This window comes from Cupriavidus sp. FW305-46 (assembly GCF_058787075.1).
In genome coordinates this window covers 1-16223 of record NZ_JBYSZI010000099.1, presented here as the reverse complement: position 1 = coordinate 16223, position 16223 = coordinate 1, and the positions used below count along the sequence as shown (strand labels likewise).

At 67.4% G+C, this 16223-nt stretch carries 13 protein-coding genes; 1 reads left to right on the top strand and 12 read right to left on the bottom strand.

The features are described from left to right. Positions 1–90: 90 nt before the first annotated feature. The 4 genes from AC3WON_RS29610 to AC3WON_RS29595 all read right to left on the bottom strand — a co-directional run bounded on the left by AC3WON_RS29610 (position 91) and on the right by AC3WON_RS29595 (position 4187). A complete protein-coding gene (locus tag AC3WON_RS29610) occupies positions 91–1263 on the bottom strand; it encodes a thiolase family protein (protein ID WP_492320712.1) in 1173 nt (390 codons plus the stop codon). A 4-nt stretch (positions 1264–1267) separates the two neighbouring features. Beyond that, positions 1268–1660 carry a Zn-ribbon domain-containing OB-fold protein gene (locus tag AC3WON_RS29605; RefSeq protein ID WP_051591783.1) on the bottom strand — a complete coding sequence of 131 codons (393 nt, stop codon included), beginning with the start codon at positions 1658–1660 and terminating at the stop codon, positions 1268–1270. Positions 1661–1791: 131 nt separating this feature from the next. Further along, on the bottom strand, positions 1792–3336 hold the full coding sequence (locus tag AC3WON_RS29600) for an acetolactate synthase large subunit (RefSeq protein WP_492320729.1): 1545 nt from the start codon (positions 3334–3336) through the stop codon (positions 1792–1794). 44 nt (positions 3337–3380) lie between these two features. Beyond that, on the bottom strand, positions 3381–4187 hold the full coding sequence (locus AC3WON_RS29595) for a GntR family transcriptional regulator (protein WP_492320711.1): 807 nt from the start codon (positions 4185–4187) through the stop codon (positions 3381–3383). Between the two features lie 327 nt (positions 4188–4514). Here AC3WON_RS29595 and AC3WON_RS29590 point away from each other — a divergent pair, with 327 nt between their 5' ends. After that, the gene (locus AC3WON_RS29590) at positions 4515–5012 is read left to right on the top strand and encodes an acyl-CoA thioesterase (RefSeq protein ID WP_010810373.1); all 498 of its coding nucleotides are present in this window, start codon (positions 4515–4517) and stop codon (positions 5010–5012) included. 53 nt (positions 5013–5065) lie between these two features. Here the strand turns inward: AC3WON_RS29590 and AC3WON_RS29585 are convergent, their stop codons facing one another. From AC3WON_RS29585 to AC3WON_RS29550, 8 genes are all read right to left on the bottom strand, one after another. Then, positions 5066–6484, bottom strand: a complete 1419-nt coding sequence (locus AC3WON_RS29585) for a sensor histidine kinase (RefSeq protein WP_492320710.1) — start codon at positions 6482–6484, stop codon at positions 5066–5068. Positions 6485–6723: 239 nt separating this feature from the next. Then, positions 6724–6927, bottom strand: coding sequence for a CsbD family protein (locus AC3WON_RS29580; RefSeq protein ID WP_454750397.1), 204 nt, complete (start codon positions 6925–6927; stop codon positions 6724–6726). A gap of 102 nt (positions 6928–7029) precedes the next feature. Next, positions 7030–7638, bottom strand: a complete 609-nt coding sequence (locus AC3WON_RS29575; RefSeq protein ID WP_492320709.1) for a hypothetical protein — start codon at positions 7636–7638, stop codon at positions 7030–7032. 319 nt (positions 7639–7957) lie between these two features. Beyond that, complete coding sequence (locus tag AC3WON_RS29570; RefSeq protein WP_492353334.1) at positions 7958–11080, bottom strand: efflux RND transporter permease subunit; 3123 nt, start codon at positions 11078–11080, stop codon at positions 7958–7960. A 13-nt stretch (positions 11081–11093) separates the two neighbouring features. Next, a complete protein-coding gene (locus tag AC3WON_RS29565; protein WP_492320707.1) occupies positions 11094–12293 on the bottom strand; it encodes an efflux RND transporter periplasmic adaptor subunit in 1200 nt (399 codons plus the stop codon). A gap of 54 nt (positions 12294–12347) precedes the next feature. Further along, entirely contained in the window at positions 12348–13730 is a 1383-nt protein-coding gene (locus AC3WON_RS29560) for a TolC family protein (protein WP_492353333.1), read from the bottom strand. A gap of 325 nt (positions 13731–14055) precedes the next feature. Beyond that, entirely contained in the window at positions 14056–15213 is a 1158-nt protein-coding gene (locus AC3WON_RS29555) for an acyl-CoA dehydrogenase family protein (protein WP_114133891.1), read from the bottom strand. Positions 15214–15711: 498 nt separating this feature from the next. Next, a partial coding sequence (locus AC3WON_RS29550) for a LysR substrate-binding domain-containing protein (protein ID WP_492353332.1) occupies positions 15712–16223 on the bottom strand: 512 nt, incomplete at its 5' end.

Here is a 16223-nt window from a genome sequence, read left to right as displayed (position 1 = left end):
TTGCGGGCGAGTCACTTTTGTCCCGCCCAGGAGGGCGGAACAAGGCCGTCGACCTACGACAACATCGAACCAGCCCCCCAATGCCACCCTTTAAACCGTCGCCGCAGTCCCCAGAATCGCCGTAGCCTGACTCGACAACGTCCCCCCATTCCCATGCACAACGGCAACCTCAGCATCCCTCACCTGCCGCTCCCCACATTCCCCACGCAACTGCCGCACCGCTTCAATGGTAATGAACATCCCGTACATCCCAGGATGCACGCATGACAAGCCACCGCCATTGGTGTTCACCGGCAACCGCCCGCCCGGCGCAATGCCGCCACCGCTGACAAACTGACCGCCCTCCCCCTTGGCGCAGAACCCCAGGTCCTCCAGGAACAGCAGCGTATTGATGGTGAAAGCATCATAGAGCTCAGCCACGTCGACATCCGACGGCTTGAGCCCCGCCATGGCGAAAGCGCGCTCGCCGGATTCCTTGGCGGCCGTGACAGTCAGGTCCGGCATGCACGAGATCTGGCGGTGCCACGTGGCCGTGGCATTGCCCAGCACATAGACCGGCGGCCTGGCCAAATCCCTGGCGCGGTCCGCACGCACCATCACATAGGCGCCGGCACCATCGGTGACCAGGCAGCAGTCACGTACTGACAGCGGGTCCGACACCATGCGCGCATTGAGCACATCATCGATGCTGAGCGGGTCCCGCATCATCGCTTCCGGATTCAGCTGCGCCCACTTGCGCGCGGCCACGGCGACCTCGGCCAGGTGCTCGCGCGTGGTGCCGTACTGGTGCATATGGCGCGCCGCGGCGAGTGCATATGACGTGATCGGCTGCAGCGGGCTGTACGGGTGCTCATACGGCTGCGGGTCCAGCACCGCGCGCACCTTGGAGATGCCGGCGCGGCCAACCGTGGAGGTGCGCTGGTTGCTGCCGTAGCAGACCAGCACCGCATCGCACTGGCCCGATTCGAGCGCCATCATCGCCGGCAGCATGTGCGAGACAAAGCTGGAGCCGCCGATCATGGTGCTGTCGACAAACTTGGGCTTGATGCCAAGGTACTCGGCCACCGGCATCACCCACATGCTGGCGCCGACGCTGGCGGTGGCGATGCCGTCGATGTCGCGCATCGACAGGCCCGCATCCCTGACGGCAGCCTTGGCGGCCTCCACCAGGATTTCCATTTCAGTCTTGCCGTGGGCCTCGCCCAGGCCCGCCTGGCCGACCCCGACGATGGCGACGCTGCCACGCAAATTGGACAAACTCATGGCCTCAGCCCTCCACCGGATCGAACACGACGAGAGCGGCCTCGCCTTCCTTGCCCTGCGCCACGCGCGCCTGCACACGCATGCCGATGCGCACGCTGGCGGGCGCAATGCCTTCCACACGGCTCATCATGCGCACGCCCTCATCCAGGTCGACCAGCACCACGTTGTAGTCGCCGCCGGCATCCGGCTTGCGGCGGATCACGCTGGTGGAGTAGACCGTGCCGGTACCCTTGGGCTCGACCCAGGCGAGCGTGTCGCCGCCGCAGTGCGGGCAGATATTGCGCGGGAAAAACACGTGGCGCTTGCAGTCCTGGCAATGCTGGATGCGGAACTGGCCAGCGGCGAGCTGGTCCGCATAAGCCTTGTCCGGACCCACCGCCGCTTCTTGTTGGGGCATGGAGTCTCCTTCACTTTTGATGGTGCCGCCATGGGCCTTCCATGGCACGGCAATGAGCTTGCCGCAGTCTGTGCATTGCAACAATTCACATCTGCCGAAGGCTGGATTTTTGAATGCGGAAAGCGCCGCGCTCAGATCACCAGTTCGATCACAAACGGCCCCTTGCGCGCATTGGCCATGCGGAACAGGTCGGCAAAACTTTCCATGTCGCTGGCCTGCGCGCCCTCCACGCCCATGCCGTTGGCCAGCTTGACCCAGTCCAGGTCGGGATTGCCGATGTCCAGCATGTCCAGGGCGGTCTTGCCCGGGTTGGCCCCCACCCCCGCCAGCTCGCCCAGCAGGATGGCGTACTTGCGGTTGGCCAGCAGCACCACGGTGACGTCGAGCTGCTCGCGCGCCATGGTCCACAGCGACTGCAGTGTGTACATGGCCGAGCCATCGGCCTGCAGTGCCACCACGCGCCGGTCTGGCGCCGCCACCGCCGCGCCCACGGCCAGCGGCAGGCCTTCGCCGATGGCGCCGCCGGTCAGCTGCAGCCAGTCGTGCGGGGCCGCATGGACCGTGCCCGGATAGAAGGCGCGGCCGAAGCTGATGCTCTCTTCCACCACGATCGCCTGTTCGGGCAGCAAGGCGGTCAGCGTACGTGCCACCGCCTCGGACGTGACCGCGCCGCGGGCGGGCTCAACGGATGCGGGCGCTACGGCAGCCGGCAGCGGTGCATTGCGTGCACCCACCTCGTCGGCCAGGCGGGCCAGCGCTTCGGCAAGGTCTTCCTCCGGGCGTGCCAGCACGTGGATCACGGCATCTTCCGGGTACGGGCGCGGCGACTTGCCCGGGTAGGCAAAGAACGTCACCGGCGCCGGTGCGCCGACCAGGATCACGTTGCGGATGCCGGCCAGCTTGTCGCGCGCGACGTCGCCCGAATATGGCACGCGGTCCACCGCCAGGCGGCCGCTGCCGCGCGACACGCGCGCATTGGACATGGGCGAGATCAGGCGGGCGCCGGTGGCCGCGGCAATGCGGTGCGCATCGGCCAGCGGCGCCTCGCGCAGCGCGCTGCCCCCCAGCACCACCAGCGTGGGCTGGCCCGAGCGCAGCACGCGCGCGGCCTGCTGCACGGCGTCGGGCGAGACCTTGGGCACCGCCAGCGGCGGCAGCGGCGCGGCCACCACGCCGCCCGCATCCCAGCACACATCGGAAGGCAGGATCAGGCTGGCGACCCCGCCCGGCGCGGCGCATGCGGCCTGCACCGCGGACGAGGCATCGGCGCCGACGGACGCAGCCTGCGTGGCCGTGCGCGTCCACACCGAGACCGGACGGGCCCAGCCTTCGGTATCCGCGGTCAGCGGTGCGTCCAGCGGCCGGTGGTAGGTGGCCTGGTCGCCGATGATGTTGACCACCGGCGTCTGCGCGCGGCGCGCGTTGTGCAGGTTGGCCAGGCCGTTGGCCAGCCCCGGGCCGCAATGCAGCAGCGTGGCCGCGGGCTTGCCGGCCATGCGCGCATAGCCATCGGCCGCGCCGGTGACCACGCCTTCGAACAGGCCCAGCACGCAGCGCATGCCCGGGATGCGGTCCAGCGCCGCGACGAAGTGCATCTCGCTGGTGCCCGGGTTGGCAAAGCAGGTGTCCACGCCGTTGGCGAGCAGGGTCTTGACCAGGCTCTCGGCGCCGTTCATCGGTTGGGTAGTTTCCATGTCTCGGGTTCCGCTCAGGTTCTGGGTCAGCAGGTTGGCATTGGTTGCACTGGGGGCGTCAGGCCGGGCGGCCGCGCCGCCAGCAGGTCGAAATCCAGGCAGACAAACTCGGTCGGGAATTCGATGCGTGCGTAGTAGACGATCAGTTCGCCGCGCTCGCCCGGGACACAGGCAAAGCGGCGCAGCTCAGCCACCGGCGCGCCCACGGCAAGCGCCAGCGCGGCGGCGGATTCGGCCCCGGCCGCGACGATCGACAGGCGCTGGCGCGCGGTGCTGACCGACAGGCCGGGGAAGCGGTCCAGCACCGGCACCGAGGCGCCCTGGCGGAAGGCCTCGGGCTCGCGCGCAAAGACGCCGGCCTCGATATAGACCTCGCCCACCGCGAACGGCCGCCCTTCCAGCCGGTGCAGCCGGCGCAGGAAGTGGTATTCGGCGGCGCGCTCACCGGGGCACGGCATGCCGAGATCGGCGGGCAGCGGCACGTTGCCGGCGGATTCGACCATCGCTTCGGTGTCCAGTTGCGCGCCCACCGCCACCGCCTCGTCCCAGCTGGTCGACAGCGACACCTGCCGCCGCGCCTGGCACGGCGCCTTGACGAAGGTGCCGCGCCCGCGCGAGCGCGCCACCAGCCCTTCTTCATCGAGCATCGACAAGGCATGGTGCATGGTCATGCGCGCCACGCCGTACTGGCGGCACAGCTCTTCCAGCGACGGGATGCGCTCACCCTCGCGCCAGGCGCCGCTTTCGATCTGGCGGCGGAAGATGGTGGCCAGCTGCAGGTAGACCGGCTGGCGGCTGCGCGCGAGGAGTTCGCTGGACGTGGTGTCTGCCATGCGGCAAGGGAGGTCGGGAAACGCCGGTGAATGTCGGGGAAAAGGGCGATGCGAGGGCCGCCCGGAGTCGTCCTGGCCGGACGACTATATAAAAGTCTATAAACCTAGACTACTCGGGTTAACGCCGATCCATGCCGCTCCGGTATTGCCAGGCCCGGGCGTGCATTCCGGGGATTTTGTCGCCCGGGCGTCACGCGCCGGAACGTGCCGCAACCCCCACTTCAGCGCCCACCTTGCCACTGCCCAAGCGGACAGAATGCCACCATGCCCCAACCTTCCCGGGGGCAGGCGTGGCTGCCGCTTGCAGCCATCTCAAGGAGTCAACTTATGTTGATGCGAGACGTGATCCCCCAAATCCTGAACCGCGGCGCGGCCCAACTGGCGCCCGACGCGTTCGAGACCGCTTCGCACAAGACCTTCCACCATGCGATCGACATCTATCTCAAGGATTCCAATGCCTTTATGAACACCTACTTCGCCCGCTATTTCGAGTGGCAGGGCATTTGCCGGGAGCGGTGGTTCCATGAATGCATCCACGACAACCTGCTGGCCGCCGGCGGCGTCTTCGTGACCAAGCGCGCGCACCAGGAGTATGTCGAGGAGACGTTCCCGTTCCAGCGCGTGGATTGCTACCTGAACACCTTCCAGGTGCGACAGTGCTCGGCGTACCTGCTGTTCCGCTTCTGCGTGGGGGGCAAGCCGGTGTCGCTGGGCTACCAGCAGATCGTCTTCGCCGACCGGCAAAAGCGCATCACGCGCTTTCCGGCGGGCATCATCGAACGGGTCAGGGAATATGAACTGGCGCTGCCGGCACTGGCCAGCTGAGCCAGGCGCGGCTGACCCCGCGCGGGTCTGAATCCGGCACCGCCGGCCGTGGCTCAGCCGGCGGTGCTGGTGCGCAGCCGGCTGTCGGCCATGGCGGTGAAGCGCGGCAGGCTGAGGGTAAAGGTGGTATGCACGGCCGGCACCGACTCGCACTCAATGCGCCCGCCGAAGGTCTCGATCACGCGCCGGCAGAAGGCCAGACCGAGGCCGGCACCGGTGCCATGCGCCTTGGTGGAGAAGAACGGATCGAAGATGCGCGGCATGACGTCGGCCGCAATGCCCGGGCCGGTGTCGCGAAAGCGGATCACGTGGTACTGGCCCTCGGTCGCGCCGGTGATGTCGATGTGGCCGCCGCCGGCCGCGCGGATCGCATGCAGCGCGTTCTTCAGCAGATTGAACAGCACGTAGACCAGCAGCGTGTCGGAGCCGACAAAGCGCCAGCCCGCGTCGATGCCGCGCACCTGCACGCAGCCGCGCTCCTCGCCCTGGAACGGGTAGCGCTCCAGCGCCGCATGCACGCAGTCGGCAATGCCGTGCGGGGCAAAGCTGCTGCGGTCCAGCCGCTCCAGCGTGACCGAGGCCAGCGCCATGTCGATCACGGTGCTGGTGCCATCGACTTCCCGCGTGATGGCGCCGACCAGGCTCGACACGCGCTCAAGCTGGCCGGGCCGCATGCGGTCCTCGCACAGCCCCTGCTGGACCGCCAGCCGGTAGCCGTGCAGCACCTGCGGCCAGGTGCGCGCCAGCTCCTGCGCCTGCATGCGGATGGTCGCCAGCGGCGTGCGCACCTCGTGCGCCACGGTGGCGGCCAGCGAATACGGATGCATCAGGTCGTAGCGCACCACGCTGACCGCCAGGATGCCCAGGCTTGCCGCCACGAACACCACGCCCGGCGGATAGAACGCTGCGCCGTAGTTGACGGCGTAGTCCACCGCCGCCAGCGAATAGAGCGCCACCGCCACCAGGCACAGCTTGTAGCGCTTGCGGCGTTCGGCTGTCGCATTGCGCCGCGCCGCCACCAGCAGCCAGGCGCTGCGCAGCGCCACCAGCACCGTCTGCACCAGGTGCAGCGGATGCAGCGGGCCGGCCCTGGGATAGTCGCCGAAGAAATAGCTGTAGTAGCCGGAGACTACCTGGTCGGTGGTCAGCAGCAGCACCGCCAGCACCAGGCTCAGTCCGTACGAGGCCAGCAGCAGCGGCCGCTCGCGGCGGCTCTCGGTGACTTCGGCGATGAAGTGGTAGAACGTGGTCGGCAGGAACAGGATGAAGAGGTAGCCGAGCCGGGCCAGCACCAGCGCCACATCGGGATGCGAGGACTGGAACAGGAACACCCACGTGCCCTGCCAGGCGAAGGTGGTCACGCACAGCAGGAAGAACGAAGTGGAGACGCGCGTCACGCCCTTGGTCACCAGCACATAGAGGCCGTAACCGAGGAAGATCGACGAGACGAAGGCGGGCAAGGCTGCGTACATGCGGAGCGCGAAGGCAAGCCGGGCGGATGGCAGGGTCGGCGACGCGACATGTTATGCCCTGCGCGGGTGGCGCGTGCATCATTCGGTTGCATTCAGAGCTAATCCGCGCTTAATGCTGTGCGATACGCGCCGGCGCCCCCCTCGTTCCGGGGGTGCCGGGGTATCGAGCACGCGCGGCACGCAAACAGCAAGGCGGGACGCCCGCTGGCGTCCCGCCTTGCCTTGCTGCCACGCACTGCTTACCAGCGCGTGTCCCGTTCCCACTCCTTCATTTCTTCCTCGGCGCGCTCCTTGGTGTAGCCATAGCGCTCCTGGATGCGGCCGGCAAGCTGGTCACGCTTGCCGTTGATCTGCGCGATGTCGTCGTCGGTCAGCTTGCCCCACTTCTCCTTGATCTTGCCCTTCGCTTGTTCCCATTTGCCTTCGATCTGGTCCCAGTTCATCTCGTGCTCCTTCATCCGATGGCAAGGGGGCGCCATCGGAGGCGTCCCCTTGCGGGTGGTGCGGTGCGTGGCCCGCCAATGCTGGCGGGATGCCGCGAAGGCTTACTTGCCGTACTTGGCCTTCACATCGGCCTGGCACTTGTCCTTGGCATCGCCCGACATCGCGTCGCAGCGTTCCTTGTCGGCCTTGTAGGCGGCGTCGGTGGCGTCCTTCTTCGCGTCGGCGCGGGTTTCGGCCACGTCGGCACTGGTGCCGGTCGCCGCGGCCTTGTCGACCTTGGCAGCCATCAGTGCCTTTTCATGGGCGGCCTTGGCGTCCTTCTTGCAGACGTCCTTGTCGTTGCCCTTCTTGTCGTCGCACATTTCCTTGGCTACGTCATAGTCGCGGTCAGCCTTGGTCTTCTCGGCCTTGGCGGTCGCCTTCTGCGTGCCGTCGCGGCGGGCTTCGGCCTGGGCCTTGGCCACATCGCGGTCGCGCTTGGCCTCGGCCTTGCAGACGTCCTTGGCGTTGTCCTTCATGCCATTGCACTTGGCGGAGGCAGCCTTGTAGTCCGCATCAGCCTGCTTCACCGCGGCGTCATAGTCTGCCCTTGCCCCGGTTGCAGCCGTTCCGGACGTGGTTGTTGGTGCGGTCATCTGCGCCAGCGCAAATCCCGCCGGTGCGGCAACCATCATCGAACACACTGCTGCGGTCAGCCATTTCTTCAACATGTCGATCTCCTTTCCGGGTGATTGCGTAAAGGTACGCATGAGAGGCCGGCGGCTATGCTGCTGGCCATGCCGTAAGTACAGAGTAGGCCCGGGGGGGTATGGGAAGCAGGCGTCCGGTTCCGAAAGGCGCGTCAGACTATTCCGACATTGCAATGCGGGCGAGGCACGCGGCGGGGCATGCACCTGGTTGCTGAGGGGGGATGGTGCGGTCAGCGCGTCATGTGTGCGACGGCGGGCGAGCATGCGTGCCGCAGAACAAGGCGCCCCTCTCCCGCTGCGCGGGAGAGGGGCGCAAATTGCCAGTCAAGCAGGGCGGCCGTCAGCCCAGAATCGACGGCGTCAACCGGTTCTCGTCAGGCGCTTCGCCCTCTTCGTCCGGCCAGTTGCGCCCCACCATCCATTCATACAAGGTGGGCAGCACGATCAGCGTCAGCATGGTGGCGGTGATCAGCCCGCCGATGATGACGATGGCCAGCGGGCGCTGCGTCTCCGAGCCGATGGCGCGCGAGATCGCCATCGGGAACAAACCCAGCATGGCCAGCAGCGCGGTCATCAGCACCGTGCGCAGCCGGTCCATCGAGCCGGTCAGCACCGCCTGGCGCACCGGCATGCCTTCATCGCGCAGCTGGTTGAAGTAAGTCACCATGACCACGCCATTGAGCACCGCCTGTCCAAACAGCGCGATAAAGCCGATCGCCGCCGACACCGACAGCGGGATGCCGGTCAGGAACAGCGCGAACACGCCGCCGATCAGCGCGAACGGGATGTTCGAGATGATCAGCGTGGCGCTCTTGAACGACTTGAACGCATTGAACAGCAGCAGGAAGATCACCAGCACCGACAGCGGCACCACGATCGAGAGCCGCGCCATGGCGCGCTCCTGGTTCTCGAACTCGCCCGACCAGCTGATCTTGACGTCGTCGGCCTTGACGTTTTTCGCCACCAGCTTCTGCATGTCCTTGACCACGCTGCCCATGTCGCGGTCGCGGATAAAGATGCCGATCGAGGTGGTGCGCTGGCCGTTCTCGCGGCTGATGTTCATCGCGCCGGATGCCGCGCGGAAGGTCACCAGCTGCGACAGCGGCACCTGCGCGCCGTCCGCGGTCTGCATGAAGATATTGGGCAGGTTCGGCAGCGCGCGCTCCGACGGCTTCAGGCGCACGGCCACGCTGAAGTGCTTCTCGCCCTCCCACAGCTCGGTCGCGGCCTTGCCGGCCAGCGCGGTTTCCATCAGGTCCTGCACGTCGGCCACGTTGATGCCGTAGCGCGCGGCCTGGGCCCGGTCGAACTCCAGCACGTACTGCGGCAGTTCGCCGTCACGGTCGATAAAGGCGCGCATCACGCCCTTGACCGTCTGCACGTTGGCCAGGATCTGGTCGGCCACCTTCTTGTTCTGCTCCAGGCTGTCGCTCTGCACCTTGATCACGATCTGGCCCTTGATCTGCGAGATGCTCTCCAGGATGTTGTCGCGCACCGGCTGCGAGAAATTGGGCTCGATGCCGGGGAGCTGGCGCAGGTTCTTGTCGATCTCGCCGATGATGGCGCGCTTGTTGAAGCCGTCGCGCCATTGCTTCTCGGGCTTCAGGTCGACCAGGATCTCGACGGTGTTGATCAGCTTGGGATCGGTGCCGTCGTCGGGGCGGCCGACCTTGGAGATGGTGGTATTGACCTCCGGGGTCTTGCGGATCACGCTGCGCAGCAGCCGCGCCTGGTCGCGCGCCTCGTCGGTCGAGACCGATGCCGGCAGGTCGAAGCTGACCCACATCGAGCCTTCGTCCAGCTCGGGCAGGAACTCGCTGCCGAGGAACTTGCCCACGCCCACGGTCACTACCAGCAGGCCCAGCGCCGAGCCTACCACCAGTTTCTTGTGGTCCAGCGCCCAGGCCAGCATCGGCTCATAGAGCCGCTTGCAGTGGCGCACGATGAAGTTGTCGTCGTGCGCGATGTTCTTGGTGAGCAGCAGGTGGCACAGCAGCGGCACCAGCGTCAGCGAGAGGATCAGGGAGCCGATCAGCGCGCCCGTGACCGTGTAGGCCATCGGCGCGAAGATCTTGCCCTCGTGCCGCTGCAGCGTGAAGATCGGGATGTGCGCCGCAATGATGATGACCATCGAGAACACGGTCGGACGGCCCACTTCCGTGGTGGCCTGCAGGATCGCATGCAGGCGCGCCTTGCTGTCCTTGATCTGCTGCGCCTTGAGCTCGCCCAGCCGCTTGAAGATGTTCTCGACCACGATCACCGCGCCGTCGACGATGATACCGAAGTCCATCGCGCCCAGAGACAACAGGTTGGCCGGAATGCCCACCCAGGTCAGGCCGATGAAGGTCGACAACAGCGCCAGCGGGATGATCAGCGCCACGATTGCCGCGGCGCGCACGTTGGCCAGGAACAGGTACAGCACCGCCATCACCAGCAGCGCGCCCTCGACCAGGTTGCCGAACACCGTGTGCAGGGTCTTGTCGATCAGCGTGGAGCGGTCGTAGTACGGCACGATCTTCACGCCCTTGGGCAGGATCTGGTCGTCCAGCAGGTCGATCCTCTTCTTCAGCGCCTCCAGCACCAGCGACGGGTTCTCGCCCTTGCGCATCACCACGATGCCCGAGACGATGTCGTCCTCGTCGTCCTGGCCCATCAGGCCTTGCGGCGGCGCGCTTCCGACCCTCACGTCGGCGATGTCCTTGACCAGGATCGGGGTGCCCAGGTTCTCGGCCACCACCACGTTGGCGATATCGGCCGAGGTGCGGAAGCTGCCCAGCGAGCGCAGCAGGAACTGCTGCCGGCCGTGCGCCACGGCGCCGCCGCCGGCATTGGCGTTGGCGCGCTGCAGCGCAGTGAACAGCTGCGACAGCGAGATCTTGGCATCGCGCATGCGCGCCAGGTTGGGATTGACCTCGTACTGCTTGATGGTGCCGCCGATGGTGACCAGGTCGGCCACGCCCGGCACCTGGCGCAGGTTTTTCTCCACCACCCAGTCCTGCAGCGTGCGCAGCTCTTGCGCGGTATAGCCCTTGCCAGTCAGGCGGAAGCGGTAGATCTCGCCGATCGCGGTGGACAGCGGCGCCAGGTCCGGATGCACGCCGTCGGGCAGGTCCACGCTGCGCAGGCGCTCCAGGATCTGCTGGCGCGCGGTCACGTCGGTGGCCTTGTCGTTGAAGGTCACCATCATGAACGACAGGCCGAACTGCGTATGCGAGAACACCCGCACCGCGTTGGGCGTTCCGGCCAGCGCGGTTTCAATGGGGATGGTCACCTGGCGCTCCACCTCTTCGGCGGCGCGGCCCGGGTACAGCGTGATGACGTTGACCTGGATGTCGGAGACATCCGGGAAAGCTTCGATCGGCAGGTTCTTGAATGCAGCCAGGCCGCCCCCGACGAAGATAAGCAGGCCCAGCCAGACAAAGAGCTTCTGGTGCAGGGCAAAGCTGACGATGCGCGAAATCATGTGGCGGCCGTCCTCACTTCTTCTCGGACGCACGCGCCGCGTTCACGGCAGTGGCATCGCGCAGGATGTCCTGCAGGTAGAGGTTGCCGTCGGTGATCACGGTCTCGCCGTCCTTCACGCCTTCAAGCAGCTCGGTGGTGCCGGGCAGCGTCACGCCCACGCGCACCAGGCGGCGCTCGAAGGTATTGGCGGCGGTGCGCACGAACACATAGTTGCGGTTGTCGGCCAGGAACACGGCCTTGGACGGCACGGCGATGCCCTTGAACGACGCGGCCGGCAGCTTCGCGGTGACGAACATCTCCGCCTTCAGGCGGCGCTCCGGGTTGGGCACGTTCAGCCGCACCTTGATGCTGCGCGCGGTGGGATCGACATAGTCGGCGATCTTGACCACGGTGCCGGAGAAGGTCTCGCCGGGCCAGGCAGCGGTGGTGAGCTGCACGTCCACGCCCGGCTTGAACAGGCTCAGGTCGGCCTCGCCCGCATCGACCTGTGCCCACAGCGTGGTCGGATCGGTCACCAGGAACAACGGCGCGGCGGGCGGCTGGTCGGGGCGCAGCTCCATGCCGAGGTTGATGTTGCGCTCGACCACCAGGCCGTCGATCGGGCTGCGCAGCGCAAAGCGCTGGTTTACGATGCCTGAGGCGCCCGCGCCGCCCGCGGCCGCGCCGTACTGGGCCAGCGCCGCCTGGGTGCGCTGCAGGTCCGCCGCGGCGCGCGCGGCGTCGGCCTGCGCCTGCTCCAGCTCCTTCTGCGCGATGATGCCGGCGCCGTACAGCTCGCGCTGCCGTGCCAGCGCCTTGGCCGCGACCGCGCTGTCGGCGGCGGCCTTGCGCGCATCGGCCTGGGCCACGCCGAAATCGGGCGAGGTCAGGCTGGCCAGCGGCTGGCCCGCTTTCACGGTGGCGCCGGGCTGCACCAGGATCTCGGTGACGCGGCCGGCAAACGGCGTCGACACGCGCACGGTCTTGTCCTCGTTCCACACCAGCCGGCCGGGCAGGCTCAGCATGCGCTCGCCGCCGGTCCTGGCGGATTCGCCGGCGATGCCCGGCAGCGTCTTCACGCTGGCCGGGAACTGGATGGTATTGCCGCTGACCTTGGGATCGTCATCGGCCTTGGGCGCTTCAGACTTGCCGCAGGCGGCCAGCGCCAGCGCGCACAGGGACAGGGCAGCAAGCCGTGCGGGCAGGCCGGCGGGGAAATGGACGGAAGACATGCGGCGGGACATGCGTGACAGGAGGGAGTGCATTGGATTCGCTGGGACTGCGGTTCAGGGACGCGAGCTCGTCGCAGTGCCGGTCGTGGAGGTCTGCAGCGCCGCGCGGTAGGCCGACAGGGCCTTGGCGTAATCGCCCTGGGCGCTGACGGCATCGAGCCGGGTCTGGCGCAGCGCGCGGCGGGCATCGAGCAGGTCGAGCACGCCGGTGGCGCCCTTGCCGTAGGCAAACTCGGCGCTGCCGGCCACGCTTTCGGCGGCGGGCAGCACGTCGTCGCGCATCTGCCGCAGTGACTGGCGCGCGGCTTCGAGCTGGCTGCGCAGCCGTTCCATCTCATTGCCGGCTTCCAGCAGCACGCGGTTGCGGTCGTCCAGCGCGGCGTAGTAGTCCACCTCGGCGCGGCGGGCCTCGCCGCCGTTGCTGTGGCGCACGTACAGCGGGATCGTCAGGAACACGCCGTAGCTGTTGCCGCTGCCGTTGGTATTGGTGACCGAGACCGGATAGTGCTCGGCCTGCGCGCCGACGGTCACGTCGGGCACGCGGCCGGCGCGCGCCAGGTCGCGCGCGGCGGCGGCGGCGGCCAGGCGGGCCTCGGCGGCAGTCACGTCGGGGCGGCGCTGCAATGTGTCGGGATCGACCTGCGGCACGGGGGTATCCAGCGGCGGCCAGTCCGGCACCAGCCGGTTGCCGGCAAGCGTGCCGGGCACGCCCATGGCCTGCGCCAGCTGGGCCTTGTCGCGCGCGTGGTCGGTCATGGCCTGGCGCATGTCGCTCTGCGCGCGCAGCGCGTCAAGCTGCAGCTTGGTCACGTCGGCGCGCGAGACGTCGCCGGCCTTCAGGCGGGTCTCGCTGGCCTGGCGCGTGCGGTCGTAGAGCGCCAGCATCTCCTTGAGCACCGCCACGCGCTCCTGGCTGACCACCGCGTCATAAAAAGCCTGCTCCGCCGCGGCGCTCTGCTGCGCCACCACCGCCTGCACCACTTCGCCGGCGGCCGCGCTGGCCTTGCGCGCGGCGTCCACGCGCAGGCCGCCCTTGTTGGCGGTCTCGATCAGCTGGTCCACGCGCAGGGTGGAATCCACGGTCTTGCTGCGCAGGTTGCCCGAGCCGATGCCGGCATGCGGGTTGATGTTGGTCACGCCCAGGCTCAGCACCGGGTTGGGCCGCTGCGAAGCGATCTGTATGTCCGCCTGGCTGGCTTCGACGCCGCGGCGGGCGGCGATGATGTCGCGGTTGCAGCGCAGTGCGTCCAGGCGCGCCTGCGCCAGGGTCAGCGTCGCGCCCGCCGGCGGCGGCACGCAAGGACCGGCAGCATCTGCGGAATCAGCGGAAGGAAGCGGATCGGCGGGGCCTTCGGCGGCAAGGACTGCCGCGGGCCGGGCCAGAACCCCCAGTAGCAGCAGGGCACCTACGGCAATACGGGAAAAGACAAAAGGCACGGTCAGTCAGGCTCGGTTCGACAACGGTCTACGGTAAACGACCGTGCTCGCCGAACGGTGCACCAGGGCGGCAAATATTCATCCGACCCTGATCCCGCCAATGCGGCCGCGAAGCGTGGCTGTCCTGGTGTGCCCTCGCCTGCTGTCCTGGTGCATCAGACGCCACCGGACACGATCTCCCGCACGCATTCAAACCGAATCGCATTACAAACGGCTTTCATAAAGCTGACAAAAGCCTTTAACTGCGCGAAAACCCCAGCCAATCGGAAAACCATGAAAAACGGCACGGCCGTTGCCGGCCGTGCCGTCTGCACTGCCAGGCGGGTTACCCCTTCACGCGGTCATCCAGCCCCAGGCTGCGGCCGATGATCTCCTTCATGATCTCGCTGCTGCCGGCGTAGATGCGCGAGATGCGCGCGTCGGTGTACATGCGGCAGATGCGGTACTCCTCCATATAGCCGGCGCCACCGTGCAGCTGCACGCCCTCGTCGACCATGCGCCCCTGCAGTTCCGACGTGAGCAGCTTGGCCGACGCCGCCGTCTCCACGGTCAGCGTGCCGGCGTTGTGCTGCAGCACGCATTGGTCGACGAAGGTCTGCAGCGCATCCAGCTGCGCCCGCAGCTCGGCCAGCTTGAAGCGCGAGTTCTGGAACGTGCCGATGGCCCGGCCGAAGGCCTTGCGCTCCTTGACATAGTCCAGCGTGAGGTCGAACGCCACCTGCGCCGACGCCATGTAGCCGCAGGCGCCAATCAGCCGCTCTTCGGCCAGGTGGCGCGTCAGGTAGCGGAAGCCCTGGCCGGGCTCGCCCAGCACGTTGGCCTTGGGCACCTTGACGTTGTCGAAGAACAGCTCCGAGGTGTCCTGCGAGTGCAGGCCCATCTTGCGCAGCTTGCGCCCGCGCTCGAAGCCGGGCATGCCGCGCTCGACGATAAAGAGGCCAAGGCCATGGCTGCGCTCCGGATCGGTGCGCGCGACCACCACCACGTAGTCGGCCAGCTGGCCGTTCGAGATATAGGTCTTGGCGCCGTTCAGCACCCAGTGGTCGCCATGGTCCTCGGCACGCGTGCGCATGCCGGCCAGGTCGGAGCCCGCCTGCGGCTCGGTCATGGCAATGGCAAAGATCGACTCGCCGCGCGCGGCCGCCGGCAGCAGGCGCTGGCGTTGTTCCTCGTTGCCGATGCGGCCGATATACGGCGCCACCAGCCGCGAGTGCAGCGTGCCGAAGAAGCCCGAGTCGCCGTGGCGCGCGTTTTCCTCGATCAGGATCTGCTCATAGCGGAAGTCCTCCACGCCGGCGCCACCGTATTTCTCGTCAGCCCACATCAGCAGGTAGCCCTGCTCGCCGGCCTTGCGGAACACTTCGCGGTCCACACAGCCCTGTTCGCGCCAGCGCTCGCCGTGCGGCCCCACCTCGCGCTGGTAGAAGCGGCGGGCGGATTCGCGGAAGGCGTCGTGTTCGGCTTCGAAGATCAGGCGTTGCATGCGGGGTCTCCTGGTGTTTTTGAGAGTGACCGGCTGAGTGTCTGCCGTGCAGCGTCTATGAGATTCGTCGGAAAGGATGATTTTTCCTCCCGCAGCCGAACGGCCAGGTTTGAAGGAGAAGCCGGCTTGAATGCAATTTTATTGATATGAAGTGGAAATAACTTTCATTTACCCGCCGGAACGCTTTGCACAATACTGGAAGCACAGATACCTATTCGATGGAGCGGGGAACATGGAAGCCGTCCTCTGGATTGCCCTGGCGCTGGCACTGGTGGCACTGGGAGGCACCGTCACCTGGCTGATCGGGACGCGGGTGCCCGAGCCGGTGTTCGAACGCGCGCAGCGGCATGGCCGCTTTGCCGGGCTGGAACCGCGCCCCCCCCCCCCCGCGCGGCGGCGGGCGCGGCCGCCGGGTGAGGCGCGTGCGGCAATGGCGCCTGGTGGCCGTGCCCGGCCCGATGGGCCAACTGGTGCCGGTCCGGATCTGACCGCTTTGCGCTATTGCGGGAAGTCCCAGCGCTGCGACCAGTCGGATTCTTCGCTCACGATGTCACGCAGGATGCGCACGGCATCCTGCGACGCCCCTGCGGGGGTCCTGGCGCAGACAAGGAATACCGGATAAGAGAACTCTGACGCGCCTTCCACGCGCGCCAGCACCCCGCTGTCCAGGTAGCTTTGCACCACGCGTGTCCGGAAATACCCGCTGCCACCGAACTGCAGGATGTACTGCAGCGCCAGCGGCCCCAGGTTGAAGTACAGCGAGGCGCGCGCATGCTCCGGCAGCGCGCTGTCATGCTGGCGGCGGAATTCCGGTCCCCAGTCGACATAGACATAGCCGCCGTCGCGCTGCGTTGAGCGGATCAGGATCAGCTTCTCTTCCATCAGCGCCTCGACATGCATGCCGGGCGCGTACTCCGGCTGGTAGACCAGCGCCGCATCCAGCGTGCCTGACTGCAGCTTGCGCTGCAACTCCGCCCCTTCCCCCACCTCCGCCCGCACCGCCTGCGCCG

Bases quoted from the DNA above. Each gene is read 5' to 3' on its own strand.
- AC3WON_RS29610 (WP_492320712.1), bottom strand. From the start codon at position 1,263: ATGAGTTTGTCCAATTTGCGTGGCAGCGTCGCCATCGTCGGGGTCGGC.
- AC3WON_RS29605 (WP_051591783.1), bottom strand. From the start codon at position 1,660: ATGCCCCAACAAGAAGCGGCGGTGGGTCCGGACAAGGCTTATGCGGAC.
- AC3WON_RS29600 (WP_492320729.1), bottom strand. From the start codon at position 3,336: ATGAACGGCGCCGAGAGCCTGGTCAAGACCCTGCTCGCCAACGGCGTG.
- AC3WON_RS29595 (WP_492320711.1), bottom strand. From the start codon at position 4,187: ATGGCAGACACCACGTCCAGCGAACTCCTCGCGCGCAGCCGCCAGCCG.
- AC3WON_RS29590 (WP_010810373.1), top strand. From the start codon at position 4,515: ATGTTGATGCGAGACGTGATCCCCCAAATCCTGAACCGCGGCGCGGCC.
- AC3WON_RS29585 (WP_492320710.1), bottom strand. From the start codon at position 6,484: ATGTACGCAGCCTTGCCCGCCTTCGTCTCGTCGATCTTCCTCGGTTAC.
- AC3WON_RS29580 (WP_454750397.1), bottom strand. From the start codon at position 6,927: ATGAACTGGGACCAGATCGAAGGCAAATGGGAACAAGCGAAGGGCAAG.
- AC3WON_RS29575 (WP_492320709.1), bottom strand. From the start codon at position 7,638: ATGTTGAAGAAATGGCTGACCGCAGCAGTGTGTTCGATGATGGTTGCC.
- AC3WON_RS29570 (WP_492353334.1), bottom strand. From the start codon at position 11,080: ATGATTTCGCGCATCGTCAGCTTTGCCCTGCACCAGAAGCTCTTTGTC.
- AC3WON_RS29565 (WP_492320707.1), bottom strand. From the start codon at position 12,293: ATGTCTTCCGTCCATTTCCCCGCCGGCCTGCCCGCACGGCTTGCTGCC.
- AC3WON_RS29555 (WP_114133891.1), bottom strand. From the start codon at position 15,213: ATGCAACGCCTGATCTTCGAAGCCGAACACGACGCCTTCCGCGAATCC.